Genomic DNA, 16,367 nt, shown 5'->3' on the forward strand with positions numbered 1-16,367 from the left:
TTGTGGAAGAGCAAGATCAAAAGATCGCAGCCTCCGGCAGCTCCTACAGGGGAAAGTCAGCGGCCGAGGTAAACCTCGATCACCCGCTCGTTTTCCTGCACCTGCTCAAGCGACCCTTCGGCCAGCACGCTGCCCTGGTGCAACACCGTCACATGGTCGGCAATCGAGCCGACAAAGCCCATGTCGTGTTCCACCACCATCAGCGAATGCTTGCCTGCCAGCGACTTGAACAACTCGGCGGTGAACTCGGTTTCGGCATCGGTCATGCCCGCCACCGGCTCGTCGAGCAGCAGCAGTTGCGGGTCTTGCATCAGCAACATGCCGATTTCCAGGAACTGCTTTTGGCCGTGGGACAACAGGCCCGCCGGGCGATTGACCGAGGTGGTCAGGCGAATGGTCTCCAGCACTTCGCTGATGCGATCTTTCTGCTCACCACTCAACCGTGCCCGCAAACTGGCCCACACCGACTTGTCGGTCTTCTGCGCCAGTTCGAGGTTTTCAAACACGCTCAGCGCTTCAAACACCGTCGGTTTCTGGAACTTGCGGCCGATGCCAGCCTGGGCAATCTGCACTTCGCTCATCTGTGTCAGGTCGAGGGTTTCGCCGAACCATGCCTTGCCGTGGCTGGGGCGGGTCTTGCCGGTGATCACGTCCATCAGCGTGGTCTTGCCCGCGCCGTTGGGGCCGATGATGCAGCGCAACTCGCCGACGCCGATGTACAGGTTCAGATTGTTCAACGCGCGGAAGCCGTCGAAGCTGACACTGATGTCTTCCAGGGTCAGGATCGTGCCGTGGCGGGTATCTAGGCCCGGGCCGACGCGTTGGCCGAGGCCGATGGAATCGCGGCTGGTGCCGGCGTCCTTGTTCGGCTCGACGGGGAAGAAGGCTGGCTCCAGCATGAATTCAGCGCTTGCCGTGACTCTCATGATTCACCTCGTTTCTTCAGCAGACCGATCACGCCTTTGGGCAGGTACAGGGTCACGACGATGAACAGCGCGCCGAGGAAGAACAGCCAGTATTCCGGGAAAGCCACGGTGAACCAGCTCTTCATGCCGTTGACCACACCGGCGCCGAGCAAAGGCCCGATCAGCGTGCCACGACCGCCAAGGGCGACCCAGACTGCCGCTTCGATCGAGTTGGTCGGCGACATTTCGCTCGGGTTGATGATCCCCACTTGCGGCACATACAGCGCACCGGCCAAACCGCACAGCACCGCGCTCAGTACCCAGACGAACAGCTTGAAACCACGCGGATCGTAGCCGCAGAACATCAGACGGTTTTCCGCATCGCGCAGCGCGGTCAGCACCCGGCCGAACTTGCTCTGCGCCAGACGCCAGCCGATAAACAGACTCGCCACCAGCAGCAGTACGGTCGCCAGAAACAGCACCGCGCGAGTGCCCGGTTCAGTGATGCCGAAGCCCAGAATCGTACGGAAATTGGTGAAGCCGTTGTTGCCGCCAAACCCGGTCTCGTTGCGGAAAAACAGGAGCATGCCGGCGAAGGTCAGGGCCTGGGTCATGATCGAGAAGTACACGCCCTTGATCCGCGAACGGAAGGCGAAGAAGCCGAACACCAGCGCCAGCAAACCCGGCGCCAACACCACCAGGCACATGGCCCAGACAAAGCTGCTCGTGCCGGTCCAGTACCACGGCAACTCCGTCCACGACAGGAAGGTCATGAACGCCGGCAAGCCATCACCGGCGGCCTGACGCATCAGGTACATGCCCATCGCATAACCGCCAAGCGCAAAGAACAAACCGTGGCCAAGAGACAACAGACCGGCGTAACCCCAGACCAGATCCAGCGCCAGGGCGACGATGGCGTAGCAGAGGATTTTGCCGACCAGCGTCAGGGTGTAAGCGGAGACGTGCAGCGCGCTGTCCGGCGACAACAGCGACAGCAACGGCAATGCGATCAGTAACGCGAGAATCACCGCGCCGATGGCAATCGTGACTTTCGGGCCGGCCTTTTGCGTGGCCGTGACTAACAGAGGCTGGTTCATCAGTCGATCACCCGTCCTTTCAGTGCGAAGAGGCCTTGCGGACGTTTCTGGATAAACAGAATGATCAGCGCGAGGATCAGGATCTTGCCGAGCACCGCACCGATCTGCGGTTCAAGGATCTTGTTGGCGATACCGAGGCCGAACGCCGCGAGCACGCTGCCGGCCAACTGGCCAACACCTCCGAGCACCACCACGAGGAACGAGTCGATGATGTAGCTCTGACCCAGGTCCGGGCCGACGTTGCCAATCTGGCTCAGCGCTACACCACCGAGGCCGGCGATGCCCGAGCCAAGTCCGAAGGCGAGCATGTCGACGCGTCCGGTCGGCACACCGCAGCAAGCGGCCATGTTGCGGTTCTGGGTGACCGCGCGGACGTTGAGGCCCAGGCGAGTCTTGTTCAGCAGCAGCCAGGTGAGGACAACCACAAACAGCGCGAAGGCGATGATGACGATGCGGTTGTACGGCAGCACCAGATTCGGCAGCACTTGAATGCCGCCGGACAGCCACTCCGGGTTCGCCACTTCGACGTTTTGCGCACCGAACAGCAGGCGCACCAGCTGAATCAGCATCAGGCTGATGCCCCACGTCGCGAGCAATGTTTCCAGTGGTCGCCCGTAGAGGTGGCGAATCACCGTGCGCTCCAGCGCCATGCCGATGGCGGCGGTGACGAAAAACGCCACCGGCAGCGCGATCAGCGGATAGAACTCGATGGCCTGCGGGGCGTAACGCTGGAACATCAGCTGCACCACATACGTCGAGTAGGCACCGAGCATCAGCATCTCGCCGTGGGCCATGTTGATCACGCCGAGCAAGCCGAAAGTGATCGCCAGGCCGAGGGCCGCCAGCAGCAGGATCGAACCGAGCGACATACCGCTGAATGCCTGACCGAGTATTTCGCCGATCAGCAGTTTGCGTTTGACCTGGGCGAGGCTGGTTTCGGCGGCCGTGCGCACGCCAGCATCGCCTTCGACGCCGGGTTCGAGCAAGCCTTCGAGGCGGGTGCGGGCCAGTGGGTCGCCGGTTTCACCGAGCAGACGCACGGCGGCCAGACGCACCGCCGGATCGGTATCGACCAATTGCAGATTGGCTAACGCCAGGCTCAGAGCGGCGTGGACACTTTCATCTTTTTCGCCAGCGAGTTGCTGGTCGAGGAATTTCAGCTGCGCGGGTTTCGCGCTTTTCTGCAATTGCTGCGCGGCAGTCAGACGGATTTTGGCGTCGGCGGCGAGCAATTGGTGGCTGGCCATGGCGGTGTCGATCAGACCCCGCAGGCGGTTGTTCAGGCGCAGGGTTTTTGGTTGGCCGTCGACGGTCAGTTCGCCTTGTTGCAGGGCGTTGATCAGTTCGATACGGGCCGGGTCGGGCTGCGCGGCCCAGGCTTCGAGCAGTTTGGCCTGTTGCATGGGATTGGCCGCGACGAAGTCTTCGGCGTCGCCGGCGTGGGTGGCCATCGGCAGCAACAGTGCGATGGCGCAGATAAAACGGTAGAGGGCAGTGGGCATAGTCAGTCGCCTTGACGCGGACATTGTGGGAGCGAGCCTTTGTGGCGAGGGGACTTATCCCCGATCGGCTGCGAAGCAGTCGCGAAATCAGTCGACGCGATCAATCTGATACACCGCGACTGCTGGATTGGGGGCTGCTTCGCAACCCATCGGGGATAAATCCCCTCGCCACAAAAGCCCGCTCCCACAGGGGAATTGCATCAGCCCCACGCCAAGCGCAAGGCTGACATCCAGTGACTCAGTTGCTCTTCACCGCATAATCCGGCTTCTTGTCGTTGCCATCGATGAACGGGCTCCACGGCTGGGCGCGGATCGGCCCTTCGGTCTGCCAGACCACGTTGAACTGACCATCGGCCTGAATCTCGCCGATCATTACCGGTTTGTGCAGGTGGTGATTGGTCTTGTCCATGGTCAGCGTATAGCCAGACGGTGCGGCGAAGGTCTGGCCGGCCAGCGCTTCGCGGACTTTGTCGACGTCGGTGGACTTGGCTTTCTCAGCTGCTTGCGCCCACATGTGGATGCCGACGTAAGTGGCTTCCATCGGGTCGTTGGTCACCGCTTTGTCGGCGCCCGGCAGGTTGTGTTTCTTCGCGTAGGCTTTCCAGTCCGCGACGAATTTCTTGTTCTGCGGGTTCTCCACCGACTCGAAGTAGTTCCACGCCGCGAGGTTGCCCACCAGCGGTTTGGTGTCGATGCCGCGCAGTTCTTCTTCGCCGACCGAGAACGCCACGACCGGTACGTCAGTCGCCTTCAGACCCTGGTTGGCCAGCTCTTTATAGAACGGCACGTTGGAGTCGCCGTTGACTGTGGAGATAACGGCAGTCTTGCCGCCAGCCGAGAACTTTTTGATGTTGGCAACGATGGTTTGATAGTCGCTGTGACCGAACGGGGTGTAGACCTCTTCAATGTCCTTGTCGGCCACGCCTTTGGAGTGCAGGAACGAACGCAGGATCTTGTTGGTGGTGCGCGGGTAGACGTAGTCGGTGCCGAGCAGGAAGTAGCGCTTGGCGCTGCCGCCTTCTTCGCTCATCAGGTATTCAACCGCCGGGATCGCTTGCTGGTTCGGCGCGGCGCCGGTGTAGAACACGTTCGGCGACATCTCTTCGCCTTCGTATTGCACCGGGTAGAACAGCAGACCGTTGAGTTCTTCAAACACCGGCAATACCGATTTGCGCGACACCGAAGTCCAGCAACCGAACACCACCGCTACCTTGTCCTGGGTCAGCAACTGCCGGCCCTTTTCGGCGAACAGCGGCCAGTTCGACGCCGGGTCGACCACCACAGGTTCAAGCATCTTGCCGTTGACGCCGCCCTTGGCGTTGATCTCGTCGATGGTCATCAGCGCCATGTCTTTGAGCGATGTTTCGGAGATCGCCATGGTGCCGGACAACGAATGCAGAATCCCGACCTTGATGGTCTCGGCGGCCTGGACTGTCCAGGTCATGCCCATCGCGGCAATGGATGCCGTGAGTGTGAAAGCCTTGATCAAACTGCGACGCTTCATTGTGCGATCTCCATGAACGTTAAAGTTTTTTATGGTTGGCAGATGCGGACGACTGAAGGGTGTTTTGCAAGGGCTGTGCCCGGTCGGGTTTGGGCAGGAAAATGTCGGTTTAGAGCGCTTGCGCGCGATTGCGATGCACCATGAAGGGACGCTCGTGGAGCGTTGGTGCAGGCGGCCGCGCCAGATTGGGGCGCGAACCGATCCCTGTAGGAGCTGCCGAAGGCTGCGATCTTTTGATCTTGTCTTTTAAGCAAAAAATCAAAATATCGCAGCCTTCGGCAGCTCCTACAGTGGGGAGGGGGGTGTTGGGTCAGCGGCGGCGCATCAGGCCGATGAAGAACAGCCCGCCAATGGCCGCGGTGGCGACGCCGATGGGCAGGTCTTCGGGGGCGATCATTGTGCGGGCGGCAACGTCGACCCAGATCAGGAACACACTGCCGATCAGCACGCACACCGGCAGCAATCGCCGGTGTTCGGCGCCGACGAGGCGCCGCGCAATGTGCGGCACCATCAGCCCAACAAAACCGATGGAGCCGCTGATCGACACCAGCACCCCGGTCATCAACGAAGCGATGACGAACACCCGCAGACGCACCGACCGGGCATTCAGGCCGAGGGTGACGGCGGTCTGTTCGCCGGCCATCAACGCGTTCAACGGACGCGCCATGCCCAACAGCAAGATCAACCCGAGCAACACGCTGGCCGCCGGCACCGCGAGCAACTCCCAACGCGCCAGCCCAAGTCCGCCGAGCATCCAGAACATCACTGCTGAACTGGCGCGGTGGTCGCCCATGAACAGCAGCAAATTGGCGATCGCCATCATCACGAACGACACCGCCACACCGCACAGCAGCAAGCGATCGCTGTCGAGCCGGCCATGCCGACTGGCTATCGCCAGCACCACCAGCATGCTCAGCAACGCGCCGATAAACGCCGCGATCGGCAAGGTCAGCAGGCCGATGATTTCACCGACATGCAGCACCACAATCACCGCGCCCAACGTCGCCCCGGAGGTGACGCCGAGCAGATGCGGATCCGCCAGAGGATTACGCGTCACCGCTTGCAGCACCGCGCCGATCAGCGCCAACCCGGCACCCACCAGCGCCCCGAGCAACATGCGCGGCACGCGGATCAGCCATACGATATGTTCCTGCCCAGCGCTCCAGCTCACCTCGCCAAAACCAAACGCCTTGTGCAGCAAAATCCGCCACACCACATCGACCGGCACCCGCGCGGGCCCGAAGCCGAGCGACACCACGCACGACACCAGCAACACGGCGCCGAGGGCAATCAGCAACAGGGCGTAGCGACGGTTGATCATTGGCCGTGGAAACCTTTGGCCAGGGTTTCAACGGCCAGCACGTTGTCGATCCCCGGCGTGGCCTGCACGTACGGGATGACGATGAAACGCTGATTCTTGATCGCGTCGATCGATTGCAGGGCTTTGTTCTTCAGCAGGAATTCAATCTTCTGCTCGGCGGTGATTTCGCTGTAGTCGACGATCACGATGACCTGCGGATTGTGTTCGACCACGGTCTCCCAGTTGACCCGCGTCCAGCTCGCTTCTACGTTCTCGAGAATGTTGCGCCCACCCGCCGCATCGATCAGCGCTTGCGGCATGCCGAGGCGGCCGGAGGTCATGGCGCGGTCTTCGCCGCTGTCGTAGAGGAACACGCGGGGCTTATCGGCGGGCAGGTCTTTGCGCACTTGCGCGACTTGCGCCTGCATCTGGGCGATCAGCGCATTGGCGCGATCCTGCACGTCGAAGATTTTGCCGAGGTTGCGCAGGTCGTTGTAGGTGTCGTCCAGGGTCGCGGCGGGGCGCTTCATCACGAACGCGCAGGACTCGGTCAGCTCATAGACGTTGATGCCCAGCGGTTGCAGGGTTTGCGGCGTGAGATCGCCGCCCACGCGCATGCCGTAATCCCACCCGGCGAAGAAGAAATCGACGTTGGCGTTGAGCAGGGTTTCCACCGACGGGTACTTCGCTGCCAACTCCGGTAGGCCGTCGAGGAGCGACTGCATCTCAGGGGTGACCGACTTCCAGCCACTGACGCCGCTGTAACCGGCCATCCGCGATTTGAGGCCGAGGGCGAGCATCATCTGGGTCATGTTGATGTCATGGCTGACCGCGTGTTTGGGTGCTTCTTTAAAGGTCACTTCGCGGTTGCAGCTTTGAACGGTCAGTGGGTACTTCGTGGCCTCGGCCAACGCTTGGGCACTGCACAGCAAAAGAGCGACGCAAAGCAGGGAACGCACAGTCATGGTCGGGTTATCCAGGTGATTCGCGGGTAGCCGTGAAGGGGGTGAGAGTCGATCAATGCCTCGACGCCGAAAACGTCGCGCAGCAATTCAGTGGTGAGGACTTCTTGCGGTGTGCCGCTGGCGACGATGCGGCCGTGGTCGATCACGTACAGTCGGTCGCAGAACGCGGCGGCCAGGTTCAGGTCGTGGATGCTGGCGAGGGTGCCGATCTGCAAGCGTTTGACCAGTTGCAGCAGCTCCAGCTGATAACGCGGGTCGAGGTGGTTGGTCGGCTCGTCGAGGATCAGCAGTTGTGGTTGCTGGGTCAGGGCGCGGGCCAGGATTACGCGCTGTTTCTCACCGCCCGACAGCGTGGCGAAGGCATGGTCTTCGAAGCCTTCGAGACCGACGGATTTGAGCGCCTGGGTCGCGAGGTTTCGATCCTCAAGGGTTTCGCCGTCGAACAGACCTTTGTGCGGCGTGCGGCCCATGGCGACGACTTCTTCCACGGTCAGGCCGAAAGCGTCGGGGAACTCCTGCAAGACCACCGCGATGCGTTGCGCGCACCAGCGAGAGGATTGTTTCCACACGTTGTAGTGATCGAGTTTGACCTCGCCGTGTTCCGGTTGGCTGAAGCGGTAGGCGCATCGCAACAGGCTGGTCTTGCCGCTGCCGTTGGGGCCGATCAGCCCGACGAACTCACCGGCGGCCACCTGCAAGGAGGCGTCACGCAGCTGGAACTGGTGATGGCAGTGGCCGTGGCCCAGGGGTGTCCAGGCGAGATCAGTGAGGGTGAGTGACGTCATAGGGCGTTCGGTGTGTTCTCGATTTCATGTTTTTTCGGTAGATCCATCCCCCTCACCCCAGCCCTCTCCCCCAGGGGGGAGAGGGGGAAAGGGAGCCGATCTTCATGCTTTTCGAGCCTGAGCTCGACTCGGTCTTTCAGGTCGGTGCAACTTGTCCAGACAACACGGTCAGTCCCCTCTCCCTCCGGGAGAGGGCTAGGGTGAGGGGCAGCATTCTTCGATCAAAAGGTGTAATCAGCGGTGACAAAAAACGACCTCGGCTCGCCAAGGATCCACTGCTGCCCGCCATTGTATTGGCTTTGCGCATACCGGCGGTCAAACAGATTGTTCACCTGCAAACCCAAGGTCGTGTTACGCAAGGCCTGCCACGACATTGTCGCATCCACCACGGTGTAACTCGGCAACTCGTTACGGTTGGCCATATCGGCGTAACGTGCATCGACATAGCGCACGCCCGCACCGGCCTTCAGGTCATCGCTAAGCGCTTTGTTCAGCCACAGATTGGCGGTGCGTCGCGGCACGTCCAACGGGCGGTTGCCGTTATACGACAGGGTTTGCCCGTTGACCACTTCCGAGAAGTCGTCGTACCTGGCCTTCACAATTGCGGCGTTGGCCTGCAGTTGCCAGGCGTTCGGCAGTTGCAGATCAAGGCTGGCTTCAAGTCCGTTGGACGATTGCTGGCCGACCTGCTGCTTGAGCGTCGGGTTGCCCGGATCGTCAGTCAGCAGTTTCTTTTTGACGATGCGATACGCCGCCAGCGTGAACTCGCCACGCTGATCCCAGAACAACTGCTTCAGGCCGATTTCCGTCTGGCGGGCGGTCGATAGATCGTATTGCTGCTGGCTCGGGCTCAGAGAGATCAAGCCGCCGATGCCATCAGTGCTGGTTGCCACTTGGCCGTAGAACGACGTCTCGGGCGTCAGCGCAAACACCAGGCCGGCCTTCCAGTTGTTGCCGGTCAGGGTCTGGTCGCTCTGGCTGCCATCGGTCAAGTCGTTACGACCGACATGCACATAATCGCGACGCACGCCGGTCACCAACGACCAGCGCTCGCTCAACTGCGTGCGGTTTTCGGCGAACGCCGACATCTGTCTGGTGGTGCTGTCGAACTGATCGCGGTACGGATCGGCACTCTCGAAATACCCGCTTTGTGGGTGATCCAGATCCAATGGCTGACCGTTCGGCAGCACGTCGTTGAACGGCGAGTTGCTGTCGAGCTGGAAGCGGATGCGGTTGTAATCGACGCCGGTGACGGTCTGGCTATCGAGGCCGAACAGCGAGTGCTTGAAGGTGAACGTCTGACGATCACCAACCTGTTCCTGCTTGTGGCCGATGCCGAAGTAACCGCTGCGACTCAGTTGCTGACTGCCCGCGTCGAAGTTGACGTTCTCGGCGTTCTGCCAGCGGCGCTGGGCCTTGAGGTAGTAGAACTCGTTGCTGGCGCTGACGTCATCGTTGATCTGCCAGTCGCTGGTCAGGCGCGTCCATTGATCGTTGTAGTGCTGCTTGTCGTCACGCACGTTGTAGTTTTTGTTGCGCAGGCTGTCCTTGAAGTGGCCGTTGATCAGCGGCGTGCCGAAGTAATTCTGCGGGCGCTGGTCGCCGTAGTCGTGGGCGAGGGTAAACGCCAGATCATCAGTGGCCTGCCAGCGCAGGGCAGCGCTGATGAAGTCACTGGACGAATCGCCGCGATCGATCCAGCCGTTGCTGCGCAGACGATTGAGATTGAGGCGGTAGCTCAGGGTATCGCTCAGCGAACCGCCGCTGTCGAAGGCCTGTTGCTGAGTGTCGTAGGAGCCATAGCCGACGCGCGCGTGGTTTTCGATTTCACCTTCGAGCGGCTTCTTCGGGATCACGTTGACCACCGCACCCGTCGCGCCTTCGCCGTACAGCACTGAAGCCGGGCCGCGCAGCACATCGACGCGCTGCACTGACCAGGTATCGACCGGGAACGTCACCGTGCCCATGCCGCTGTACAGGCGATTGCCGTCATACAACTGCATCACTGAACTCTGCCCGGTAAAACCCCGGGCCTGCAACGAGGTGCCGCCATCGCCCGGCGTACCGGTGCGGCTGATGCCGGTGCTGCGCGACACCGCGTCCTGCACGCTGCGATCACCCCGGGCGCGGACCTGTTCGCCGCTGAGGCTTTCGACGCTGGCCGGAGTTTGCATGGCGTTGAGGTTCAGGCGCGAGCCGGCGGTGGTTGGCGTGGTCAGGCTGACGCTTGCGTCGTCGATGGCCGGTGCGCTGATGGTGCCGGTGGGCAGCGTCAGCGCCTGGTTGTCGGCATGGGCGTTGTTCAGGCCGAACAGGCAGAGGCTGGACAAGAGGTACTTGTTCATCGGGGATGGTGAATCACTTCTTCAAAAGAATGCCCGCAGCTTTTGGCTGCGGGCAGAATGGTGAATTATGGTTATACAGTAACACTAAAAAACACCGACTTATAAGGCCGGCATTTTATAGACCTCTCTAAAACGCGCATCTCGGTGGACTCATGATGAAGGTGAGGCAGATTCAGGTTGCCCGCCAAACCGCGACAGCAGCAGTCGATCAAGCAACCAGACCACCACCAGCGAAGCCCCCACCAGCGGAAAAATCAACGCCAGCGCGAGCATGATCACCACCCCGGTTTTCCACTTCGGCAAATCATGACGCAGCGGCGGCACGCCGAATTTGCCCTGTGGTCGGCGTTTCCACCAGATCACTACGCCACTGACGGCGCTGAGCAGGATCATCAGGCAGATCAGCAGCACGACGATCTGGTTGAAGGTGCCGAACATCTTGCCTTCATGGAGCATCACGCCGATTTCCGTGGCGCGGGCCACTGTGCCGTACTGCTCGAAGCGCACATCGGCGAGGACTTTGCCGGTGTATTGATCGACGTGCAGGGTCGCGTCGTTGCGCGGGTCATCGGCGAACACGGCGATGGTGAAAACGCCGGTGGCGGTGGTCGGCAGGGTGATGCTGTAGCCCGGTTCGACCTTGCGTTCAGTGGCGATGTTCTGCACGTCTTGCAGGCTGATGGTTGGCGCGGCGGGGCCTGCATTTGCGCTGCCGTGGGCCATGTGTTCGGCATGGTCGCCGGACATTGGCATCGGCGTGTTTTCCATCGCCCATGGCACGGTCTGGCGTGTCGCGCTGTTGAGGCTGCGGGCCTCGACGTCAGAGGTCGGCACGTTGTTCCACATGGCGGCCGGGAACACGTTCCACACCTGCGCGTATTGCTTGCCCCAGAAGCCGGTCCAGGTCATGCCGCTGAGCAGCATCACCAGCAACAGGGTCGCGCCCCAGAACCCGGTGACCGCGTGCAGATCACGCCACAACACACGCCCGCGACTGTTCAGCCGTGGCCACAAAATTCCCGCCGCCTGGCCACGCGGCCACCACAGGAACAGTCCCGACACCACCAGCACCACACCCCAGCCGGCAGCCATTTCGATGAGACGGTCACCGACCGTGCCGATCATCAATTCGCCGTGAATCGCCCGGGCGATGGCTTGCAGATTCTGCTTGGCATCCTGCTCGCCGAGGATGTCGCCGTGGTACGGATCAATGAACACGTTGAGTTCGTCGCCGGCGTTCTTCACGACAAATTGCGCGCTGCGTTCGGCATTTACCGGCGGCAGATACTGAGTGATCTGGCCTTGTGGATAAGCACTTTTCACCCGTTGCAGCAGGTCATCGGCCGGCACCGTGTGATGCCCGGCCGGGACGTTGAGCAAACTGCTGTACATCAGCGAATCGAGCTGCGGTTTGAACAGATAGATGATGCCGGTCAGCGATAGCATCACCATGAAGGGCGCGACGAACAATCCGGCATAAAAATGCCAACGCCAGGCCAGGTTGTAGAAATTCGGTTTGGGCTTTTGCATCACGTTTGCTCCGCTTGGCTTGGATCTTTTAGTTGTCTTTTGCGGTTGCAGCGCAACCGATCGCGAGCAGGCTCGCTCCTACAGTGGGAGCCAGCCTGCCGGCGATGCTGTTAGAAACTCATATCCACCTTGGTCCAGAGCGTGCGCCCCGGTTCATTGATGGCTTGCGGGTCATTGGCCGGGTAGCCGAAACCGGCGTTGCCCGCCAGGTTCAGGTGTTCGGCGTAAGCCTTGCCGAACAGGTTGTCGACGCCGCTGCTGACCTTCCAGTGCTTGTTGATCCGGTAGGCACCGTTGAGCGAGAACACGCCGAAGCCCGAACTCTTGTCGTAATCCTTGCCGACCACGTTGCCCTTGTTCTGATCGATACGGTTTTGCCTGGCCACCACCCTCCACAGTGCGCCGGCACTCCAGTTGTCTTCGCTGTAGGTCAGGCCGAAACGTGCATCCAGCGGCGGCATCTGCGGCAGCGCTTTACCGTCGCTGCTGTTCTTGCCCCAGGCGTAGGCCAGGGTTGCGTCGGCTTTCCAGTGGTCGGTGAGGTTGTAAGCGGCACCGAGTTCACCGCCCATGATTCGCGCGTCGATGTTTTCGGCGCGCGAAGTGCTCATGCCCATCATCGCGGGGGTGTAATCGAACAGGATGTAATCGCGCACCACGCCGATGTAGCCCGAGGCCCAGGCCTCAAGGTCGGCGCTTTTGTAGTTCACGCCGAAGTCGAGCTGAGTGGTCTTTTCCGGTTTGATCGAATCGAATGCATTGACCGAACCGGCAGGTCCCGACTTGGGCGAAAACAGCTCCCAGTAATCCGGGAAGCGCTGCGCGTGACCGAGGCCGGCGTAGAGCGTGGTCGGGCTGTTGGACAGGTCATGCTCATAACGCACGAAGCCGCTGGGCAATGTGTCAGCGCGAGTGTCGTCGGCGGTCGCGTTCGGCCGGGACATCATTCCCGAACCGGTGGTCTGCCGGTAATCCTTGGCTGAAGCGCGGTCGATTCGGGCGCCGGTGATGAGCCGATCACGGTCGGCGGCGTACCAAGTCATCTCGCTGAACACGCCGTAGTTATGGAAGTCCGCGTCTTTGTTGCGCGGCACGTTCTTGTAGGTGTCGATGCCCATCGCTTTGCGCTGGCGATGCTCGTTGGTCTGCGCGTCGAGGCCGGTGATCAACTGGATGTCGGCCCAGCGCCAGGTGGCTTTTATCCGCGCGCCGAGAGTGCGGCGGTCGACGTTTGACACCATGGGCCCGGCCATCATCCCGGTGCCGGACGGCGTGCGCAGGGTGTAGTTGTCCATGACGTGGTCGGCGTAGTTGTAGTAGACCTGCGCCTCCAGTTTCTCCAGCACGTCAGTGATGTTGGACTTTTCGAAACGCAGACCGAGGCTTTCGCGCAGGAACTGCGAGCCGTCCATGCCACGTCCGGCGTAGCGGGCTTCGCCGTCGCCCTTGCCGGCTGTCAACTCGATCAGGGTGTCGGCGTCCGGGGTCCAGCCGAGCGCCACGTCGCCGTTCCACTTGTCGTAGCGCGAGGCGACGATGTCGTTATTGCCGTCGCGATAATCGTCGGAGTGCGCGGTGTTGCCGATCACTCGCACGTAGCCCAATGGCCCGCCAGCTGCGGCGTCGACGACTTTGTCGAAGCGGCCGTGGGAGGCGGCCAGAATGCTCGCGTTCACCCGCGTGCCGAGTTCACCGAAACTCTCCGGCTCACGGTCGAACAGAATCGTGCCGGCCGATGCGCCGGGGCCATAAAGCACGGTTTGCGGGCCTTTGATTACGGTGAGTTTGTCGTAGGTTTCCGGCGAGATGTACGAGGTCGGCGCGTCCATTCGACCGGGGCACGCGCCGAGCATCATGCTGCCGTTGGTGAGGATATTCAGCCGCGAACCGAACATGCCGCGCAGCACCGGATCGCCATTGGTGCCGCCATTGCGCACCAGCGCGAACCCCGGAATGGTCTTCAGATAATCGCCGCCATCACTGGCTGGCACCGGTTGGCGCGGGTCTTTGGGGTTGGTGACGATGGTCAGCGGCGAACTCGGCGCGATGGCGGTGATCACCGTCGGACTCAGTTCATCCGCGTGTGCGGCGTGGTCATCGGCCAGCACCAGCGGGGACAGCAGGACGCCGCAAAGGACGGCGATAGCGTGCCTGAAACGAATGCGCGATTCGTTCAAAGCGAAGGTCGCCCGGGTAGAACCCAGACGTGGAACAGCAGAAAACCTGGACATGACAATTTCCATCAAACAGTCGTAAACGACACGGCCGGCAGCCTGAAGCTGTCTTCTCAACCGTGTGTAATCAGCGGTGGGTGATTACGCTGCGATGGGCGGGGCGCGCGTGCGGGCGCCGGGGAAGAAGGTTTGCCGGGCATGGCCCAGGCGCGGGAAAGGCGAGGTGAAGGTGTTGGCGTGGGCGATGCTGAATGCGGCGAACGTGCCGCCGCCGGTCAGTGCCGGGCAATTGAACAGCAGGCTGCAGTAGCCGCACTTTTCCCACAGCGCGTGGTGCGAGGATTGCGGCGGGCAGTGTTCGACGGAGGGTTTGGCGTCATGCGCGGTGTGATCCATACCGGGCATGTCCATCGACATGTCCATGCTCATCGGCATGGACGTCGAGGCGTGTTGATCCATCGGCATCGACTGAGAAATCAGTGGGCCGATGAAGATCATCAACATGGCGAACAGGGCGATCCAGCTACCGTGCTCACGGTTGCTGCGGATAGACCTGGCGCTGGACGGGCGCATGATTGCGGTCAGCCGAAAGGCTTACTGAGCGTGCGCGTGGGCTTGTGTGGTTTCCGGCGGCTTCTTCTGCACGGCCACTTCGACGGTGACGTCACCGGCCTTCTCGAAATGCATCGTCAGCGGGAAGCTTTTGCCGTCGCTGAGCAGGCTGCGATCCGTCGGGTTGAGCAGCATCACGTGATAGGCCATCGGCGCGAAAGTGACATTGCCGCCCGCCGGGATTTCCACGCTCGGCACTTGCTGCATCTTCATCAGATCGCCCTGCATTACATGCTCGTGCAATTGCGCCTCGGGGGCGATTGGCGAGTCGACGCTGAGCAAGCGGTCGGCGTTTTTGCCGGCGTTGTGAATGATGAAGTAAGCGGCAACGGTCGGCGCATTCGGTGGCAGTTCCTGCGACCACGGGTGAGCGATTTCCAGCTCGCCGGCCTTGTATTCGTGGGCATGGGCGAAGCACGCAGGCAGCAACAGCGCAGCGATGACGAAGAGTTTGTTCAACATGGCAGTTCTCCAGAACGATTTGAAACGCAGGTCAATTGCGCGAACAAATCAAACCAGAGGGGAAGCGCGGGGATTGAGGCTCGGCCATTGCTGGCGCGGTGTAGGTGTTTGCAATGAGGCGGGCGCCACGCTGCGATTGCTCTCAAAACGGGCGAAATACAGCTGCGGCGTATGCCCCGGCAGCGCCACCAAAGGCGCTGAACCCGAGCAGCACCAGCAATGCTGCATGTTGGAGTGGTTGTCGTTGGACGGGGCTTTCTGCTCCGTGGTGCCGATGTTGATCGCCACCATCTTCGTCCCGCTGCCGGTGCAGAAACTGCTCCACAGCAATTGCTCGGCCGGTGAATTGGCCGCTTGCGCCATCGCTCCCGTCATCGGCATGGCGAGCATGTTGAACAGCACTGCAAAGCAGGCGATCCAGGCAAATGCGAGCCGGTGTCGGTTCATGGGACAGATCCGTTGGGTGGGCGATCAGGCGCAGCTATTTAGCCTGATCAGGGCCGATAAGTAAAAAAGCGTCGTGCGGTTTGGTGTCGCAGATCAATCAAATTGCCACGGCATGTAACTTCAGACCCAGTGCTTTCATGACTTTCATAATAGTTGCGAATTCAGGATTGCCAGTGCTGCTTAGAGCTTTATAAAGGCTTTCCCGGCCCAGGCCGGCATCACGAGCCACTTGGGTCATGCCTTGGGCTCGGGCAATGTCATTGAGTGCGGCACGGATCAGGACTCCATCCCCGGCATCTTCGTCAAAGCATGCGTCCAGGTAAGCCGCCATTTCCTCGGGTGTTTTCAGAAACTCGGCAGCATCGAAACGGGTGAATTTTTCGGTCATGACTTACTCCTCATTACCGATACGTTGCGCCATCTTTATGGCACGTTTGATATCTCGTTTTTGCGTCGACTTGTCTCCCCCGATTAGCAGCAGATAAATCACTTCATCTCGCCGTGTGAAGTAAATCCTGTAGCCGGGGCCGTAATGAACCCGCATTTCATAAACGGAGTCGCCTACGAACTCGCAATCACCAAAGTTGCCATGCTCGGCCGCTCGAAGCCTGGCGATGATTCGCGCTTTACCGATGGTGTCTCTCAGGATATCGAGCCACTCGGCAAATGTGCGGGATCGTTCAAAGTCGATCATGTCCGGATCGTATTCCTTGGGATACAGGCTGGCAAGACAGAATTT

At 60.9% G+C, this 16,367-nt stretch carries 15 protein-coding genes; all 15 read right to left on the reverse strand.

The genetic code is table 11. From position 1 onward, the window contains the following. Positions 1 to 56: 56 nt before the first annotated feature. Positions 57 to 926: an urea ABC transporter ATP-binding protein UrtD gene (gene urtD / locus ACA069_RS03100; RefSeq protein ID WP_008078129.1), complete on the reverse strand. Its 870-nt coding sequence runs from the start codon at positions 924 to 926 to the stop codon at positions 57 to 59. Then, a complete protein-coding gene (gene urtC / locus ACA069_RS03105; RefSeq protein WP_187678548.1) occupies positions 923 to 2,002 on the reverse strand; it encodes an urea ABC transporter permease subunit UrtC in 1,080 nt (359 codons plus the stop codon). Before urtC ends, urtD begins: the two co-directional genes overlap by 4 nt. Continuing rightward, entirely contained in the window at positions 2,002 to 3,504 is a 1,503-nt protein-coding gene (gene urtB / locus ACA069_RS03110) for an urea ABC transporter permease subunit UrtB (protein ID WP_497616271.1), read from the reverse strand. The genes urtC and urtB overlap by 1 nt, the downstream gene beginning before the upstream one ends. 238 nt (positions 3,505 to 3,742) lie before the next feature. Next, positions 3,743 to 5,008, reverse strand: a complete 1,266-nt coding sequence (gene urtA, locus ACA069_RS03115; RefSeq protein ID WP_054044050.1) for an urea ABC transporter substrate-binding protein — start codon at positions 5,006 to 5,008, stop codon at positions 3,743 to 3,745. 310 nt (positions 5,009 to 5,318) lie between these two features. Next, positions 5,319 to 6,329 carry a FecCD family ABC transporter permease gene (locus ACA069_RS03120; RefSeq protein WP_489880668.1) on the reverse strand — a complete coding sequence of 337 codons (1,011 nt, stop codon included), beginning with the start codon at positions 6,327 to 6,329 and terminating at the stop codon, positions 5,319 to 5,321. Further along, positions 6,326 to 7,273 (reverse strand): ABC transporter substrate-binding protein, encoded by a 948-nt coding sequence (locus tag ACA069_RS03125; RefSeq protein WP_497616274.1) that lies wholly within the window; start codon positions 7,271 to 7,273, stop codon positions 6,326 to 6,328. The genes ACA069_RS03120 and ACA069_RS03125 overlap by 4 nt, the downstream gene beginning before the upstream one ends. After that, on the reverse strand, positions 7,270 to 8,058 hold the full coding sequence (locus ACA069_RS03130; protein WP_401265964.1) for an ABC transporter ATP-binding protein: 789 nt from the start codon (positions 8,056 to 8,058) through the stop codon (positions 7,270 to 7,272). Before ACA069_RS03130 ends, ACA069_RS03125 begins: the two co-directional genes overlap by 4 nt. Positions 8,059 to 8,279: 221 nt before the next feature. Further along, entirely contained in the window at positions 8,280 to 10,403 is a 2,124-nt protein-coding gene (locus ACA069_RS03135) for a TonB-dependent receptor (RefSeq protein WP_497616276.1), read from the reverse strand. A gap of 150 nt (positions 10,404 to 10,553) precedes the next feature. Beyond that, entirely contained in the window at positions 10,554 to 11,933 is a 1,380-nt protein-coding gene (locus tag ACA069_RS03140) for a PepSY-associated TM helix domain-containing protein (RefSeq protein ID WP_497616277.1), read from the reverse strand. A gap of 110 nt (positions 11,934 to 12,043) precedes the next feature. Next, positions 12,044 to 14,164, reverse strand: a complete 2,121-nt coding sequence (locus ACA069_RS03145) for a TonB-dependent copper receptor (protein ID WP_497616279.1) — start codon at positions 14,162 to 14,164, stop codon at positions 12,044 to 12,046. A gap of 84 nt (positions 14,165 to 14,248) precedes the next feature. Next, positions 14,249 to 14,680: a DUF2946 domain-containing protein gene (locus ACA069_RS03150; RefSeq protein WP_497616280.1), complete on the reverse strand. Its 432-nt coding sequence runs from the start codon at positions 14,678 to 14,680 to the stop codon at positions 14,249 to 14,251. A 21-nt stretch (positions 14,681 to 14,701) separates the two neighbouring features. Next, positions 14,702 to 15,181 carry a copper chaperone PCu(A)C gene (locus tag ACA069_RS03155; protein ID WP_489880662.1) on the reverse strand — a complete coding sequence of 160 codons (480 nt, stop codon included), beginning with the start codon at positions 15,179 to 15,181 and terminating at the stop codon, positions 14,702 to 14,704. A gap of 48 nt (positions 15,182 to 15,229) precedes the next feature. Continuing rightward, positions 15,230 to 15,628 carry a DUF2946 domain-containing protein gene (locus tag ACA069_RS03160; protein ID WP_497616281.1) on the reverse strand — a complete coding sequence of 133 codons (399 nt, stop codon included), beginning with the start codon at positions 15,626 to 15,628 and terminating at the stop codon, positions 15,230 to 15,232. 97 nt (positions 15,629 to 15,725) lie between these two features. Then, positions 15,726 to 16,016: an addiction module antidote protein gene (locus ACA069_RS03165; RefSeq protein WP_401265982.1), complete on the reverse strand. Its 291-nt coding sequence runs from the start codon at positions 16,014 to 16,016 to the stop codon at positions 15,726 to 15,728. Between the two features lie 3 nt (positions 16,017 to 16,019). Next, on the reverse strand, positions 16,020 to 16,322 hold the full coding sequence (locus tag ACA069_RS03170; protein ID WP_401265984.1) for a type II toxin-antitoxin system RelE/ParE family toxin: 303 nt from the start codon (positions 16,320 to 16,322) through the stop codon (positions 16,020 to 16,022). Positions 16,323 to 16,367: the final 45 nt, after the last annotated feature.

The organism is Pseudomonas sp. LBUM1652, from assembly GCF_059716105.1.